The organism is Pseudoalteromonas simplex, from assembly GCF_015278155.1.
Lineage (GTDB): Bacteria > Pseudomonadota > Gammaproteobacteria > Enterobacterales > Alteromonadaceae > Pseudoalteromonas > Pseudoalteromonas simplex.
The window spans coordinates 455,119-470,809 of the sequence record NZ_JADILN010000001.1; the positions used below are offsets into that span (position 1 = coordinate 455,119).

Genomic DNA, 15,691 nt, shown 5'->3' on the forward strand with positions numbered 1-15,691 from the left:
ATTATTCACTGGTTGCGATAATACAAACGCAGCGATTTCTTCCTTGTTGTTTAGCCTGATATAGCGCTGTATCTGCACTGTTGATTAAATTTTCTGGAGTAAAATTTTTATGATCTGACAGTGTTGCGCTTCCCACACTTATCGAGACTATTCCTGACTCTGTAGTTGGGTGTTTAATAGCTAGATTTTTAATGTTGGCCAATAGCTTATGAGCAATAAACTGTGCTCCTTGAATATCGGTATCAGGTAAAATACAGAGGAACTCTTCACCACCGTAGCGAATAGTTGTGTCTGTTGGTCGGTTAATACTATTTTTGATTTCTGTAGCTACTTTTATTAAGCAGTTGTCGCCTTGTTGATGTCCAAGCTGATCGTTGTATTGTTTAAACCAGTCTATATCAATCATCAGCACAGATAGTGCCTGACTATGACGTTTCGCAAGTAATAGATTTTGCGTCAGAGTCGTATTTAAAGAACGGCGGTTTTTTAATCCCGTTAGGCTGTCTTGCTGTGTCTGTTGTTTTAAAAGATCTGCTTGTTTCTTTAATGTCAGGTGTGCAGTCACTCTGTTTAGAAGGGTTACACCATAGACTGGCTTAGCTACAAAATCCACAGCGCCGGCTTGCCAGCATTGGTTTTGATCTTCTTGATCCATAATTGCAGTGATGAATATAACCGGAATATCTTTATAAGAAGGGTGAGCTTTTAGCTCTTTACACACATCAAGACCACTCATAGACCCTAACATGACATCTAACAATATTAGATCGGGTTTAATAGAGTCACAAACAGACATCACTTCTTCACCACAATTAATCGTGTGGGTTTTAAAATGTGATGCTAGTAGGCCTTCAATGACAGTCGCATTGATTGGCTCGTCATCGACTATCAAAATGATGGAATCATCAATCAGTTTGTTGTTATTTACTTCATTAGATTGCAAATTATCTTCTCCCTGAGTGTTGATTAAGCATAGACTGAATTTTTAGAATTTCTACAACTAAAGAATGGAAAATTATATTTTTTATTGGCGCTACTGATGAGATAGGACTAGAGTTTTTTTAGTTACATTAATTGAGGTCATAGTCTTGCTTTTTTCTCATCTAAATAATCGGCAGAGTAAAATACTCGTTGTTGATGATGAACCTACAAGTCTATTGGTGATGACTGAGGCTCTTGGTGATTTAGGTGAAGTTATTGGATGTGCGTCAGGAGTTGAAGCCTTAGGCGTAGCATTTTCATTCAGGCCCGATATTATTTTACTTGATATTGAAATGCCAAATATGAATGGCTTCGAAGTATGCAAAGCAATTAAACAAAACCCACTAACAGCCCTATCAATCGTTATTTTTGTTACCTCGCATAATGAACAAATATTTGAGTATCAGAGTTTTGAGAATGGTGGAGTTGATTTAATTCATAAGCCTGTAGACTTAAATCTATGTCGGTTGAGAATAGTAAATCATCTAAAAATGAAGCAACAGGAAGCGCAAATAAGTACTGCAAAAGATGACGTTGCGGCACTAATAGCTCAAGTTCCGGTATTTATTTCTTATTGGTCAGTGCAAGAGCTAAACCTTTTTAATAATGACATGACTTGTCAGTGGTTTGCCATAAGTGGCAATGAGATGATTGGTCACAGAGCTAAAGATATTCTTCCTGATGATTTATACCTTGCTTTGCATAATTGTTTAGAAGAGCAAAAGCCGCAGGAAGTGTTAAATGTACCGTTTGTCGATCCGAGCGATAATATTGAGCATGTTAGGGCACAAATTAATTTACAATTTCATGAAGGACAAGCGGTAGGCGTTATATTGACGCTTACGGATATTACATCAATTAAGCGCACTAAAAAGTTATTAGCTGCTGAGTCTGAGCGATTGCGAGTAATGCTCAACTCGATTGGTGATGCGGTTATCGCAACAGATAACGAAGCCCATATTACGTTTATGAATCCCATTGCTGAAAAACTAACGGGTTATTCAGCACAGCAGGCTCAGGCAAAACATATTGATGACGTGATGAAGTTGACTGATGCGTATTCAGGACAAAACCTAGTTAATCCTATCCTACTTGCTTTGCGAGAAAATCGTATTGTTGCTATGTCGTTAAATACCCAATTAACAGCATTAGATAACCGTGTTTATCGAGTCGAAGATTCTGCTGCGCCAATTCGTGATGATGATGGTCGTGTCAGTGGTGGGATCATCGTTTTTCACGATGTTAGTGAGTCAGTGGCAATGGCAGTTAAAATGAGTCACCTTGCTAATCATGACTTACTAACCGACTTGCCTAATCGAGTCTTGCTTTATGATAGAGTCTCCCATGCTTGCAAAGTAGCCAAGAGCAAGGAGCAACAAGTTGCTTTAATTTTAATTGATATTGATCATTTTAAATACTTGAATGACACACTTGGCCATCAACAAGGTGATTTAATAATTAAACTTGTTGCGAAGCGATTAGAATCTTTAATTGATTTAAACTACACATTAGCGCGGATCGGCGGTGATGAATTTGCGATATTAATCCCTGAAATAAAGCTAACATCAATTATTGATGTGATTGCTACTGACATCATTAATACAATGAGTGAACCATTCAAAATTGATGAACAACCTTATATTTTGTCAGTGAGTGTAGGTATTAGCATTTATCCTAGAGAATCAGTGACAGCAGAAGATATGATGACTCATGCTGATGCCGCTATGTATAAAGCGAAAGAGCAAGGACGTAATCGCTTTTGTTATTACTCAGATGATTTAGAGCATCAGTTTAAACAGCGCCAAAGTGTTGAAAAACTGATTCGTACTTCGATAGAAAACGACAAGATAGAAGTTTATTATCAACCCAAGGTCGCACTTGGTTCACAAAAAATAGTCGGTGTTGAAGCACTTGTTCGGTTACGAGATACTAATAATCAAATTATATTGCCAGTTGAATTTATTCCTTTAGCTGAAGAGACTGGACTTATTAACGCTCTTGGTGAGTCAGTTTTAAAGCAAAGTTGTTACGCAGCAAAGGAGTGGTTAGATAAAGGCTTTCGTATCAAGGTTGCTGTCAATATTTCAGCAAAGCAGTTTACGGATAAAAACTTTTGCAACTTTGTGGCGCAAACTCTCCAAATGTCGGGCTTACCGAGTGAATTGCTCGAATTAGAAGTTACAGAAAGTGCGTTAATGGAAGATTTTGAAGTAACTAAGAGCATGCTGAATGATTTAGCGGTGCTTGGCCTGACTATTGCGATTGATGATTTTGGAACGGGTTATTCCAGTCTTTCATATTTAAAGCTTTTTCCGGTCGATGTTTTAAAAGTAGATCAATCATTTGTTAGAGACATGATGGTTGATTCGCAGAGTATGGATATAGTCAAGACAATAATAAGCTTAGCTCATTCATTAAGTCTATTAATTGTTGCCGAGGGAGTAGAAGAAAAACAGCACCTAAATAAGTTGATCGATTTAGGCTGTGAACTTGGGCAGGGGTACTATTTTTATAAGCCCATGCCCAAAGAAGAGTTTGATAAGCTATTAGTTTAAGTCACGGTATGGCTGTATAGGATGCCACAGCCGATAAAAATAAGTGCAACACCGCCAATTGCTTCGGCTTTTTTGCCTACCCAGCCACTCATTACGTTACCAAGTAGCGCGCCGATGGTAACCATAATTGTGGTTGCTAGGCCTATCATGGCGGCAGCTAGGTAAATATTCACTTTCATGAAAGCAAGGCTGATACCTACTGTCATCGCATCTATACTGGTGCCAACGGCAGTTAGTAGTGTGGCAATGAAAGAGCGCTTGGTATTCGGTGCAAGTTCCTCTTCATCGTCGTCATCTTCTTTACGACTCTCAAGCAACATATGAATGCCTAAACCCACTAACAACACAAAAGCAATCCAGTGATCAAAGGCTTCAACGTAATCTGCACCGGCACTGCCAATCAGCCAGCCAACAATCGGTGCGATAGCTTCGATACAGCCAAACAATAAACCAAGCTTGATTGCACTCAGAACACGAGGGTTTTTAAGTGTACTGCCTTTGGTGATTGAAGCTGCAAAAGCATCAGTCGACATTGCAAGCGACAAAACGCTTAGCGTAATAATATTCAATTTTTGCGCCCCACAAAAAGTGGGCATTATACGCGGCTAAGCCGTAAACAGATAGGTTAATTTACAGCTCAAATTAGTAAGGGGCTTAATAAGCGCTGTACAGATAGTTATTCATTACAGTGCCATCTTTGGGTGCAAGTTTTGGCTCAAGTTTAATAAGCTCTTCATAAACATCAGGAACAAAAATTTTTAGACGCTCGGCACGACGAAAGTGGTTAGGCTCATATTGGTCAACAAGTTTTAATGCGCTTGGCATATAGTCAGCGAGGGTTTGTGTGTTATAGCTTTGCTCCAGTGCTTGGTCGAGAATATCAAGCCCAGGTTTAGAAAAGTCATGCGCAACTGCAAGGCTCATTAAAAACTTAACGGCTTCTTTTGAATGCATGCTTGCATAAAAATACATGTCGTTGTTTTGCATGTCTTTTAATGAAAAATCAAAGCCGTTATCAGCTAATGTTTGCCATTGTGCTAATGGTAACTTAGTAAATAGATAAAGGTTTTCAGGTGCAGTTGGAGCGACTCTGTTTTGCCAAATAGACGTCAATTGTTGAGCGTTTTCTATTGTTGCTGCAAGCAACATATTTGTCTGGTGGGTACTGAGCTTTGCTGTTTGGGTAATCGTTGCAACAGTATTAAAGTCTTTTTCGACAATTGCTTCTTTATAGGTTTGATACTGCGTTGAGGTTTGATATTTATACTCATTTGAATGCAAGAATTGCCAATTATGAACTTGTACAGGGTCGATTTCTTGAAGGGTGTCCAGGGTAAGTAAGCCTTGTTGCGCTTCGAGTGTTTCTAATTCTTTGAGTGCTTGAGAGCGTGTTTTTATCGCTTCTAGTGAATTGATCCGCTGATCTATCGTTTCACACTCAGGAGGTATTTTTTTCGCTTGCTGTTTTTGTAGTTCATAGGCGCTGAGTGCTTTTGATATTACAGAGTTATCTTTTTCTTTACGTTTAAATGCTAGGTTATTTGGGATTAGCTTTAAACCTATAAACTGAGAAAAAGCATCATTAGCAACTTGGTCGCCAACAAATAAAAGGCTACTCGGTAAGAATGAAGATTTAAGCATCAGTAGTCTATCGTTCGGTGTGTCGCGCACAAGCTCGCCGTGAGCTCGATAACCTTTCTTTTTTAGATAATTTAGTGTTTCTATGTGTTTGCTCTCTAGTGGCTGGACTTCGCTATTTGAGCTGCCTTTTAGGTTTATAATGGCAATATCCATCGCCGTAAATACATTTGGCTGATTAGTGGGCTCAATACCTCGCTCACTTAATAACTTTAAAATTGGTACGTTAAATTCACTCACAGCGACATCTGCAAGGTTTAAATACAGTTGTTCATCCATAAAGTCATCACTCATTGCTGTAGGCGAGCCGTTTAGCTGTGCTGTTTGAGAGATGAGCGCTGTTAGGTAATCATTAGGTAAGTTGCTTTTTAAAGCCACAGCAATGTCGTTAACAGTAAACTCTTTGCTAGATATTGCGTTTTCAAACTCAGTTAAACTAAGCGCATGAGCATTAACAAGAAACAAAATAGATGGTGAAATGAGCCTTGATGGGCCGATTTTAAACGGCGTTTTTAAATAGGTATTAAAATCATCGTTGTTATCCAATAGTTTGTACAATGCTGTTTTGTTTACTTGCTCAGGTAATGGCACATTAAACATCATTGAGCCAGTATTTTGACTAAGGGGTCCATCAATTGCCGTTAGTTGATTGATTGTATCTATTTCAAAATAATCAATGACCTCAATCCCTTGCCAGCTTTTTAATATGTTTACTGATGAGGCATATTGAAATTGCTGTTCTGCATTCTCTTTGATTGCGTTAATAACTAAGGTATTAAATGAACGGTAAGATATTTTCACAAGTTCCGAATAACTTAAAATATCTTCAAGGGAGTCGCCGTCTTTTAGTGCTTGTTTAATCGCTGCTTCTATTTGACTGTGATCAGCTGCAGCTTGAGTGGCTTTTAAACTTTGTTGCTTACACTGGCGTTTGGCTAGCTTGAGTTTAGCCAGCTCTGTTGCTTTGCTATTAGGCTGATTTGATGGTTTAAAGAGGCTCGTAGCCTTTTTTTGTTCAGCGACAGCAGCAGAAGATGTCGAGACTTCATTGCTTATCGCTTCGATGGGTGTGGGTTTATCTAATATCAGGTAGGCCCCACAGGCACAAAGCACTGCAAAAACGGTTAGCGAAATACCTTTTTTCATCTTCAATCCATGGAGCTATCTTGCTTGAAGTGTATGACTTTGTAGAGTGATGTCAATTACCTAGGGACGAAGTGCATAAATAGCCGACAAACAACTAATTTGCCGGCTTTATGCCGTAGCTTAATGCAGTTTCATTTTTGGCCTAACAACGCGGAGTACTTTTTCGCTGATCCACAGTGCAAAAGTTTTTGCACTGCCATGGATAGCACGTTGATGCATACGATAGAGCGAAATATACATAAATCGCGCTATTTTACCCTCTATAAAAAAGCTATTACTGGTTAGGTTGCCCATTAAACTGCCTACCGTGCTGTAGCGTGACAAATTAACTAAAGAGCCATGATCACTGTAGGTAAAGGCACTCAGAGGCTGGTCTTTGAGTGTAGCTATAAGGTTTTTTTCAACACATTGCGCCATTTGATGAGCCGATTGTGCTCTGGGTGGCACTTGTGTGCCATCTTCTTGAGTAAATGCACAGCAATCACCAATCACAAAAATATCGTCGTTAACGCTACTTTGCAGATATTGGTTCACCTTAATTTGGTTATTGCGGGTGAGCTCAAAGATACCAATATCTTTAATGAAATCAGGTGCTTTTACACCCGCAGCCCAAACCATAATGTCGGCTTTGATATGTTCATCGTTTTTGGTAATAAAGCTGTTTTCTGTGGCTTCTTTTACTTGCGTGCCTTCGCGGACTGTTACTCCTAATTTAACCAGTTCACGCTTAGCTGAGTTTGCAATGCGCTCGGGTAATGCGGGCAAAATTCGCGGCCCCGCTTCAATTAAATCAATGTGTAAGCGTTTCGCGGTCATTTTATTAAGGCCATACATTTTTAGCATGTCTGACACATGATAAAGCTCTGCCGACAGCTCAACCCCGGTTGCACCACCTCCCACTATAGCAATGGTTAAAGAATGCTGTGGGTCGTCATCTTGATGTAAACGGGTGAAGTTATCGAGTAGAGCATGCTGAAAGCGTTCAGCTTGCTGGTTTGAATCAAGGTAAAAACAGTGCTTGTTAACGCCAGGGGTATTAAAGTCGTTACTGACACTGCCTATAGCAAGTACAAGGTAGTCATAACTGACTTGGCGCTCGGGTAAAATTCGGTGGCCAAGCTCGTCTTTTAACTCGCTTAAAGTGATGGTTTTGTTGGTTTGATCTAAGTGGCAAAAGCTGCCGAGTTGAAAATTATAATGATGTTTTGCTGCATGAGCTGAGTATACAACGCCGTCTAAATCGGCATCAATCGACCCCGTCGCTACTTCATGAAGTAACGGCTTCCAAATATGGCTGCGGTTTTTATCGATTAAAAGTATCTCTGCTTGACGTTTTTTCCCGAGTTTGTGTCCTAATTGTGTTGCTAGCTCTAAGCCACCAGCGCCACCACCGACTATCACGATTTTAGGAGGTTGGTTAATCATTACGTTGCCCTCAAAAGTATAATACCTAAACACTCTTGCGAAAAAGCGCTTAGGTATTGCAAGTCCATCCATCAATACCCCATGGCAACGCGCCCATTGTGCGCCTTTTTACTGGTTTTGTCAGTACCTGTTAAGAACAATATAGTGCGCTTAGTTATATCAATGGCCTTGGGAGATTGAGTTAAACACGTTAACATGGCTAATTCGCAGTAAGAGACCTATCATTACCTGAAAAGGGAATGAAAGTGAGGGATCAGGATGACTACACCACTACACACTTCGTTGAATCAATACTTTGGCTTTAATGAGTTTCGCCAAGGTCAGCAACAAACCATTGAGCAGCTATTAAATCAGCAATCGTCGTTGGCAATTTTTCCAACTGGCTCAGGTAAATCTTTGTGCTATCAATTAACCGCATTGCACTTACCCAACTTGACCTTAGTGGTATCGCCATTATTGGCACTGATGAAAGATCAAATCAGCTTTTTAAATAGCAAAGGTATTTACGCGGCAAGCCTTGATTCAAGCCAAACCAGTGAGCAAAGCCATACGGTAATGAGTGATGTGCGAGCAGGGAAGGTGAAAATTTTAATGGTCTCAGTTGAGCGTTTTAAGAATGAGCGCTTTCGTGAATTTATTAAACAAGTGCCTATTTCGATGCTGGTGGTTGATGAAGCACACTGTATATCTGAATGGGGCCACAACTTTAGGCCTGATTATCTAAAACTGCCGCGCTATCGTGAAGAGCTTAATATTCCGTTGGTATTGCTACTTACCGCCACCGCAACTAAAAAAGTAAAGCGCGATATGTGTGAGCGTTTTGCCATTGCCCCAGAATGTGTAGTGCAAACAGGCTTTTACCGAAGCAACCTCGATTTATCAGTGCTCAGTGTTGCAAGCCAAGAAAAACCTCAGCAATTAGCAAATATCATAGCCAGCCAACAAGGGGCAGGGATTGTCTATGTCACCTTACAGCATACTGCTGAGCAAGTGGCCGAAGGCTTGGCAAGAGCGGGCTTTAATGCAGTGGCCTATCATGCAGGCCTTGAGGATGATAAACGCTGGCAAATTCAAGACGATTTTATGGCGGGTAAAATTAATATCGTCGTAGCAACCATTGCTTTTGGGATGGGTGTTGATAAGTCTGATATTCGTTTTGTGATCCACTATGATTTGCCAAAATCGATTGAGAACTATAGCCAAGAAATTGGCCGCGCAGGGCGAGATGGTTCGCCTTCAAACTGTTTTACCCTAGCAAACCTTGATGGCTTAAATACCGTTGAGAACTTTGTTTATGCCGACACGCCCGAGCAAAGTGGGATTGACTATGTCATTAATAACATTCGCAACGAACAAACGAACAACCAGTGGGAAATGCAAGAGTACAGCTTATCTAGCGAAAGTAATATTCGTGCTTTAGCGTTAAAAACCTTACTAGTGCAGTTAGAAATGCAAGGGGCTATTACGCCTTTATATGCCTATTACGCCGATTTTAAATATAAGTTTTTAACGGATCAAAACGAGCTACTTAGCCAGTTTGATGCTGACCGACAAGCGTTTTTACAACAGGTATTCAAACACACTGAGTTTAAGAAAATTTGGGGCACACTTAATTTTGATGCGTTAACCCGTGCCACTCAAGTTGATAGAAAACGTGTGGTTGCAGCGCTCGATTATTTGGCCGAGAAAGGTCATATAGCCCTTGAGACCAAACGCATCACGCAAGTGTATGAGGTGAATAACTCGGTAATAAACCACGCAGATTTAGCACAGCAACTGCACCAATATTTTATCGAAAAAGAGCAGGCTGAAATTAAACGTATCGCCACTTTAGTACGCTTTTTTGAGCTAGATAGCTGCTTAAGCTATAACTTAGCCCGCTATTTTGATGACCAGAATGCACCCCAGCAATGTGGCCATTGTTCAGTGTGTAGAGGCCAGCAAGTAAAGCTTAGTTATTCATTAGTGCATCAAATGCCTGAGCAAAATGTGATTGCCAGCAAAGTTGCTGAGCTTAAACAGCACTTAGCCTCTAAAGGGATTAGTGATGTCAGCATCGATACTCAGTGCCGGTTTTTAGCGGGCATGAGCGTGCCTTTATTTACTCGTAATAAAGTCAGACAACTTTCAGGTTTTGGCCTTTGCGAGCAACAACGATACATTGACATTAAAGCCTTGCTACAGCAGTTGTAGTAAGGTCTTACATTTTAAAATCAGGCTCTGTAGCTTCGGTAAACATTTTTGACAGAACTGTCTTGAATAACTCTGTCAGGGTGTTTTGTAAGTACAACTGAAACTTTTCTTTACCGAGAGTTCTATCGAATACTTCGGTATCTAAAAAGCGTTTCATTTCACCGATAAACTCAGGGCTCGTGGTAAGTTCGGGTAACCTATCAATTAAATGAGAGAGCATGGACTGATATTGCTCAAGTTGATAGTCAGCAACTTTATTTTTAACTAGTTCAATATCTAATTGAGCCCCTTGCTGTTGCAACCAAGCAAGATCCCAAATGTCTCGATGTCGCACATACTTTGTTGTGGCTGGTAATGAAATTATTTTGTCAGCCATCACCTCATCGAGTGTTTCAGCTAAGATCAGTGTATCGCTGTATCCATCAGGCAGAAAATCATAGTTCACATTCAGTGGTAAAGGCTGCTTTGTGTAGGCCGGAATATTGGCAACTTCTAACTTAATTTTTTGTTTGGGTAAATCCTTTCTTTGTGGTGCAGTTACTACTGTAACTTGCCACTTATCAATTTTTAATTCTGAGTATTTAGGGTCTTTTTTTAACTCTTTTGGTTCTTTAACTGTCACCTCAAGGCCGTATCTTTTGCCAATATACTTTTCAATACATGCTTTTATATCTTTTAACATGAGTGAATTGAATTCTTTACCACCAGCAAAATCTAAATCTTCACTAAAGCGATTTCCGCCATAACATAATCTTAAAGAAGTGCCTCCTTGAAATACTAGCTTATCAAGGAATCCACCTCGTTCGAGAGCAAATAGGATGTCGTAATGCAATAACTCTTTTTCTATAACAGCCCGCATATGAGAAACATTTGTGGTTTGCATAGCGAGATTTACCAGTTGCGCAAAGTTCTCTTGTTCAGCTTTCATCTTATGCTTCCTCTGCAATTAAATGAGTATTTCGGCCAACTCTTTTTAAATCCCTTAGAGCAGTATTTTTCGTTGCAAATCTCAAAGAGCGATCCGTTTTAATCGTGTTTTTTAGAATGTCTAAACGGTTTCGCTTAGTGTGAGTAAATTCAATCGTACCAAAAGGCGTTTTATATTCACCCGATCGACCTGTTGTCATAATGGTCAATCTGCCAACGGGGATTTGTGAAATAATTCCATACTCTGAAAGTGCAGACTCTAAACTAACGTAATTGTACTCACCACGGCGGATTGTTTTTGCAATTACCTCCAGCGTATCACTTCCTTTTGACTGAGCAAGAGCGTAAATAAAAATGCCATTTGCAACTCTAATTAAAAAGCCATCATCGATGAGTCGCGAGATCCCCGCTCTCAAGCTCCTATTAGTATCATCAAAAAAAATTTTTTCAAAATCAGACATTGTAAAAATATAACGTCCTTGTTTATCAAATTCTGATAGCTTTTTGATTGCATCTGACTTTTTCAATTTATTTCTCAAGTAATGATTAATGGCATATTTATATGTCATTATTGTAGACTTATTTTAGTGCTTTTCAAGTTCACAAATTTAACACTAAAAAGTGTCAAAATTGTACACTTAACCAATTTGAATACTGGTAGTCGGGTAGGTCAAAGGTTGGCCGTGCTGGCGAGCAAAACAATAAGCAAAGGTTAATGGCCCAACCCGACCTATCAGCATCAGCAGTATGATGATGAGCTGACTAGGCGCACTTAAATCCCCAGTTATACCCCGCGAAAGGCCTACGGTACTGAGTGCCGAAATTGCCTCAAAGGTGATATCAAGTAACGACCCTTGTTCAAGCTTGGTGATGATCATAATGCTGGTAAAAGCGATAAATAAGTACAGTATCATGACGCTTAATGCCTTGATCACTAACTTGTCGCTCAGCTGACGGTTAAACACGGTGACCGTGGTTTGCTGTTTTAAATAGCTGCGCATCGCTAAAATTAGGATCACAAAGGTGCCTAGTTTTATGCCGCTCGCCGTACTAACTGAACCACCGCCAATCACCATCAGCAGCATAGTCAAAAGCGTTGAATCTTGACTCAAGCCATCAATCGGTAAGGTATTGAACCCTGCGGTACGAGGTGTCACCGCTTGAAACCAAGTCGTTAATATTTGCTCAGACGTTGATAGCGGCGCTAATGTCGCGGGATTGGCGTGTTCAAAGAAAAAAATCAATATAAATGCGATGCAGTTGAGCACTAAGGTGGCAATTAGCACCAGGCGGGTATTGGTTGATAGTAATGACCAGCGCTTTTGTTTGTAGATATCAATCAGTACAGTAAACCCTAAACCGCCGATGATAAACAAAGCGGTGATCACTACGTTTACGGTTATATCGCCCTTGAATGCCGATAAGCTATCGCCACTTAGCGCAAAGCCCGCATTATTGAACGCCGAAATCGTATAAAACAGACTGTGATAGGCGCTTTTTAGTGCGCCATAGTCATCGAACCAACTAATAAAGAGTAAGCAAAATGCCACCGACTCAATCACTAATGAATACACTAAAACATACTTAGCAACTTTGATCACCGAGGTTAAATCGTTAGTGTCAAAAGCGCGGCTAGCGAGTAAGCGTTGTTGTAAGCCTAGGGTTTTTCCTAAACTTAAAATTGAAATCACCGCCACGGTCATAAAGCCAATGCCACCTATTTGAATCAGCAGCATGACCACGCTTTGACCAAATACAGTCAGATCAGTACCTGTGTCGATGACCACCAGCCCTGTTACTGTAACCGCAGAGGTTGCTGTAAATAATGCATCGAGCCAGCTGATCGGTTGGGTGCTTGCCATTGGTAGCATAAGCAAGCCCGTGCCGAGCATAATTAACACAATAAAGCCGATAGTAAGCACTAAAGGTGGGTTTATTTTTTGCCGCTTACGGCACTTTACACCGCTAAATTGTTTTGGATAAACGTTGGCTTGCCAGTTAATCATAATGCACGAAACCGTTTTGCTAATTTAGTTAAGTAAGTTTTAGAGCCCAGTAGCACCAGACTATCGCCGTGACGCAGTTCGGTGTCGTTAGTCAGCTCTGTATTGAAGTAATCATCACGTCGTAGTGTGAGTGGTTTAATATCGCTATTACGTTCTTTGAGTAGCCAGCCAATTTTGCGACCTGAAAGCTGCAGATCAATGCCTAGTTCAACAATAAACGTGGATTGGTTAAGCGGGAAATACTGATTAACCATTGGGTAGTTAAGCGCTTGCGCAACCCTCACGCCCATTTCTTCTTCAGGGTGAATTATGCGGTCAACGCCAAGTTTACTTAGTATTTGATGGTGGCTTTTGGTACAGGCTTTTACCCAAATTTGCTTTACGCCTAAGTTTTTTAAGTGCAATACACATAAAATACTGGCTTCAATATTCTCGCCAATGGCCACCAATACGGCTTGGCAACTGGGTAAATCGAGCCGTGCTAATTGTGTTTCATCACTGGCATCAACCACCACGGTAAAACTGAGTTGGTCGGCATAGTGATTAACGGTGCTTTCGCTAATATCGGCGGCACACACTGTATGACCTTGTTTTGAAAGTTCTAAACAGGCGGTTACGCCAAAACGTCCTAATCCGATTACTGCAAACTGAGCCATAGTCTTTCTCGCTATTGTGGGTACGCGCTAAATGCTAATGGCAAAAAAACAGAAGTCTCTAGAGAGCTTGAAAGCTTTATAAAGATTTTATGCCGAGATAAAAAAACTTTATAAAAACTTTATAGTGACAAAATTGAAAACCCTTTAATCTAATAGGGATAAACAATAAGTGAAAAGATGATGCAGTCAGTATTCAAAATACAGTATTTAAAAGCCGCATTTTTAAGTGTGTTTATGCCACTTGTGGTGGTGCTTGCGATATTCCCATTTCGAGAACTGTTTACAACCACCGATATTGTGATGCTTCAGCTTTTGTGGGTGACATGGGTTGCGGTGCGCAGTAATCGCCGTGTTGCAGCGCTTACCACCTTGGTGAGTGTTGCCTGCACGGACTGGTTTTATGTGGTGCCGTATTTCACTTTTCACATCGAAAATATTGAATATGTGGTCACCTTTTTAGTGATGTTGATTGTGGGGTTAGTGATAAGTCACTTAGCCGGGGAGCTCAATACTAAGGTTCGCGATGTGCAAGCCCATGCAAGTAATAGTCGCTTATTGTATGAGTTAGCAAAAAAGCTTAATGATCTCGATAGCCTTGAGGAGCAAAAGCAGCTGTTTTTAACAACCATGGCCGCGCATTTAAAGGTTGCGTGTGATTGGCAGCTAACAGCCTCTAAGCAGTTTATTTATTTAAACGAACAACAAGCTGAATTTGGCGGTATTGCGTTTACAAAAGCACTTAATGCAGAGCAACAGGCTTTGGCGAATACAGCGTGCTCTTTACTGTATCAGGTTCAAGAAAAAACCTTACTGCGAGAGCAATCAGCGGCGATAAAAGTACAGGCGGAGCTAGAGAGGTCAAAAAACACCTTGTTGCGCAGTTTATCCCATGACTTACGCACGCCATTAGCGACCATTATGGGCGCATCAAGCATGTTGGCTGATGATGATATCCAACTAAGCTCTGAGGTTATCAAAGAGCAAGCTGCTAACATTTATGAGCAAAGTAAAATACTTAACCAGCACTTTGATAAAGTCATGGAGCTCAGTAAAGTTAATAAGTTAGCTGAGAATATTAAATGGCAAAAGCTGCCTATTTTGACCTTAATTAGCGAAGCAAAATCTCGTCGTCAGCAGCAACTACAAAACTTTAAACTGAGCATCGAGGCTCAGCAACAAAGCATCTGTTTTGGCGATGAAACCCTACTAGAAATTGCCTTTGCCAATATGCTCGAGAACGCAGCTCGTTACGGAGATGGTTCGGCGAATATGCAATTTATTGAAACACACAATGAATATCAAATTGTGCTAACCAATCCTTTTGCGAATAAGCATGAGGCGAGTCAAGATGAAGGCGTTGGTTTGGGGAGTGTGATCTGCGATGTGGTTGCTAAATGTCATCAAGGGCGCTTTGAATTAACCCTCAATGAGCAAACAAAGCAAGCAACAGCTATATTAATTTGGAGTAACAGTCGTGGCTAATATTTTGGTTTTAGAGGATTCACCACCTCTGCAAAGTTTTTTAAAAACACTATTAAAAGCCAGTGATCATGAAGTTAGTGTGTGCGCCAAAGGGCTTGATGCGTTTGCACTATTAAGCCAGCAGCAGTTTGATTTAGTGCTGCTTGATTTAGGCTTGCTCGATATGGATGGGCAAGATTGGCTGGTGGAGTTTAGGCAGTGGAGCCAGCTCCCTTTATTAGTACTTTCTGCACGCGACGGCGAAACAGAAAAAGTCACCGCCCTTGATAACGGCGCCAACGATTATCTAACCAAACCATTTAGTGCAAACGAATTACTAGCGCGCATTCGGGTGCTACTTCGCACACAAACAACACCCAGCCTAACTTTGCAATGTGGCGATATTCACATCGACCCACATAAGCACGTGGTCCGTAAAGGCGCGGAAGAAGTCAAACTAACTAAAAAAGAGTACGCTATTTTACTGTTGTTGTTTCAGCAAAAAGATAAGGTGTTAACGCATAACGCTATTTTATCTGAAGTGTGGGGAGAGCAGTATATTAACCGTCCTGAATACGTGCGAGTACATATTGGTCAGTTAAGACAAAAACTTGAACAAAATGCGGCGAGCCCTAAACATATCTTAACCGAGCCCGCCGTAGGTTACCGCTTAGTTGAATAAACTATCTCTTTACCTCGCTTT

Annotated in this window: 12 protein-coding genes; 4 read left to right on the forward strand and 8 right to left on the reverse strand. The window is 40.6% G+C overall.

Annotated elements, in window-relative coordinates:
* Position 1 precedes the first annotated feature (1 nt).
* The gene (locus IRQ78_RS01975; RefSeq protein WP_194441203.1) at positions 2-943 is read right to left on the reverse strand and encodes a GGDEF domain-containing response regulator; all 942 of its coding nucleotides are present in this window, start codon (positions 941-943) and stop codon (positions 2-4) included.
* 145 nt (positions 944-1,088) lie between these two features.
* On the opposite strand from IRQ78_RS01975, the gene IRQ78_RS01980 reads away from it, so the two are divergent.
* Positions 1,089-3,536 carry an EAL domain-containing protein gene (locus IRQ78_RS01980; RefSeq protein WP_228482474.1) on the forward strand — a complete coding sequence of 816 codons (2,448 nt, stop codon included), beginning with the start codon at positions 1,089-1,091 and terminating at the stop codon, positions 3,534-3,536.
* Here the strand turns inward: IRQ78_RS01980 and IRQ78_RS01985 are convergent.
* The 3 genes from IRQ78_RS01985 to IRQ78_RS01995 all read right to left on the reverse strand — a co-directional run bounded on the left by IRQ78_RS01985 (position 3,533) and on the right by IRQ78_RS01995 (position 7,745).
* A complete protein-coding gene (locus IRQ78_RS01985; RefSeq protein WP_138619787.1) occupies positions 3,533-4,105 on the reverse strand; it encodes a manganese efflux pump MntP in 573 nt (190 codons plus the stop codon). The two genes, IRQ78_RS01980 and IRQ78_RS01985, sit on opposite strands and share 4 nt — an antisense overlap.
* Positions 4,106-4,190: 85 nt before the next feature.
* The gene (locus tag IRQ78_RS01990) at positions 4,191-6,320 is read right to left on the reverse strand and encodes a hypothetical protein (protein WP_194441204.1); all 2,130 of its coding nucleotides are present in this window, start codon (positions 6,318-6,320) and stop codon (positions 4,191-4,193) included.
* 120 nt (positions 6,321-6,440) lie between these two features.
* Positions 6,441-7,745 (reverse strand): NAD(P)/FAD-dependent oxidoreductase, encoded by a 1,305-nt coding sequence (locus IRQ78_RS01995; protein WP_054563253.1) that lies wholly within the window; start codon positions 7,743-7,745, stop codon positions 6,441-6,443.
* 258 nt (positions 7,746-8,003) lie between these two features.
* Between IRQ78_RS01995 and IRQ78_RS02000 the strand changes: the two genes are divergently transcribed.
* Positions 8,004-9,938, forward strand: coding sequence for a RecQ family ATP-dependent DNA helicase (locus tag IRQ78_RS02000; RefSeq protein WP_194441205.1), 1,935 nt, complete (start codon positions 8,004-8,006; stop codon positions 9,936-9,938).
* 7 nt (positions 9,939-9,945) lie between these two features.
* Here IRQ78_RS02000 and IRQ78_RS02005 read toward each other — a convergent pair whose 3' ends face one another.
* The 4 genes from IRQ78_RS02005 to IRQ78_RS02020 all read right to left on the reverse strand — a co-directional run bounded on the left by IRQ78_RS02005 (position 9,946) and on the right by IRQ78_RS02020 (position 13,527).
* Positions 9,946-10,866, reverse strand: a complete 921-nt coding sequence (locus IRQ78_RS02005) for a nucleotidyl transferase AbiEii/AbiGii toxin family protein (RefSeq protein WP_194441206.1) — start codon at positions 10,864-10,866, stop codon at positions 9,946-9,948.
* A 1-nt stretch (position 10,867) separates the two neighbouring features.
* On the reverse strand, positions 10,868-11,392 hold the full coding sequence (abiEi, locus tag IRQ78_RS02010; protein WP_194441207.1) for a type IV toxin-antitoxin system AbiEi family antitoxin: 525 nt from the start codon (positions 11,390-11,392) through the stop codon (positions 10,868-10,870).
* A gap of 111 nt (positions 11,393-11,503) precedes the next feature.
* Positions 11,504-12,871: a TrkH family potassium uptake protein gene (locus tag IRQ78_RS02015; RefSeq protein WP_138599351.1), complete on the reverse strand. Its 1,368-nt coding sequence runs from the start codon at positions 12,869-12,871 to the stop codon at positions 11,504-11,506.
* On the reverse strand, positions 12,868-13,527 hold the full coding sequence (locus tag IRQ78_RS02020; protein ID WP_054553462.1) for a potassium channel family protein: 660 nt from the start codon (positions 13,525-13,527) through the stop codon (positions 12,868-12,870). Before IRQ78_RS02020 ends, IRQ78_RS02015 begins: the two co-directional genes overlap by 4 nt.
* 177 nt (positions 13,528-13,704) lie before the next feature.
* Between IRQ78_RS02020 and IRQ78_RS02025 the strand changes: the two genes are divergently transcribed.
* Positions 13,705-15,009: a DUF4118 domain-containing protein gene (locus IRQ78_RS02025; RefSeq protein WP_228482475.1), complete on the forward strand. Its 1,305-nt coding sequence runs from the start codon at positions 13,705-13,707 to the stop codon at positions 15,007-15,009.
* Positions 15,002-15,670: a response regulator gene (locus IRQ78_RS02030; protein ID WP_194441208.1), complete on the forward strand. Its 669-nt coding sequence runs from the start codon at positions 15,002-15,004 to the stop codon at positions 15,668-15,670. The genes IRQ78_RS02025 and IRQ78_RS02030 overlap by 8 nt, the downstream gene beginning before the upstream one ends.
* Positions 15,671-15,691: the final 21 nt, after the last annotated feature.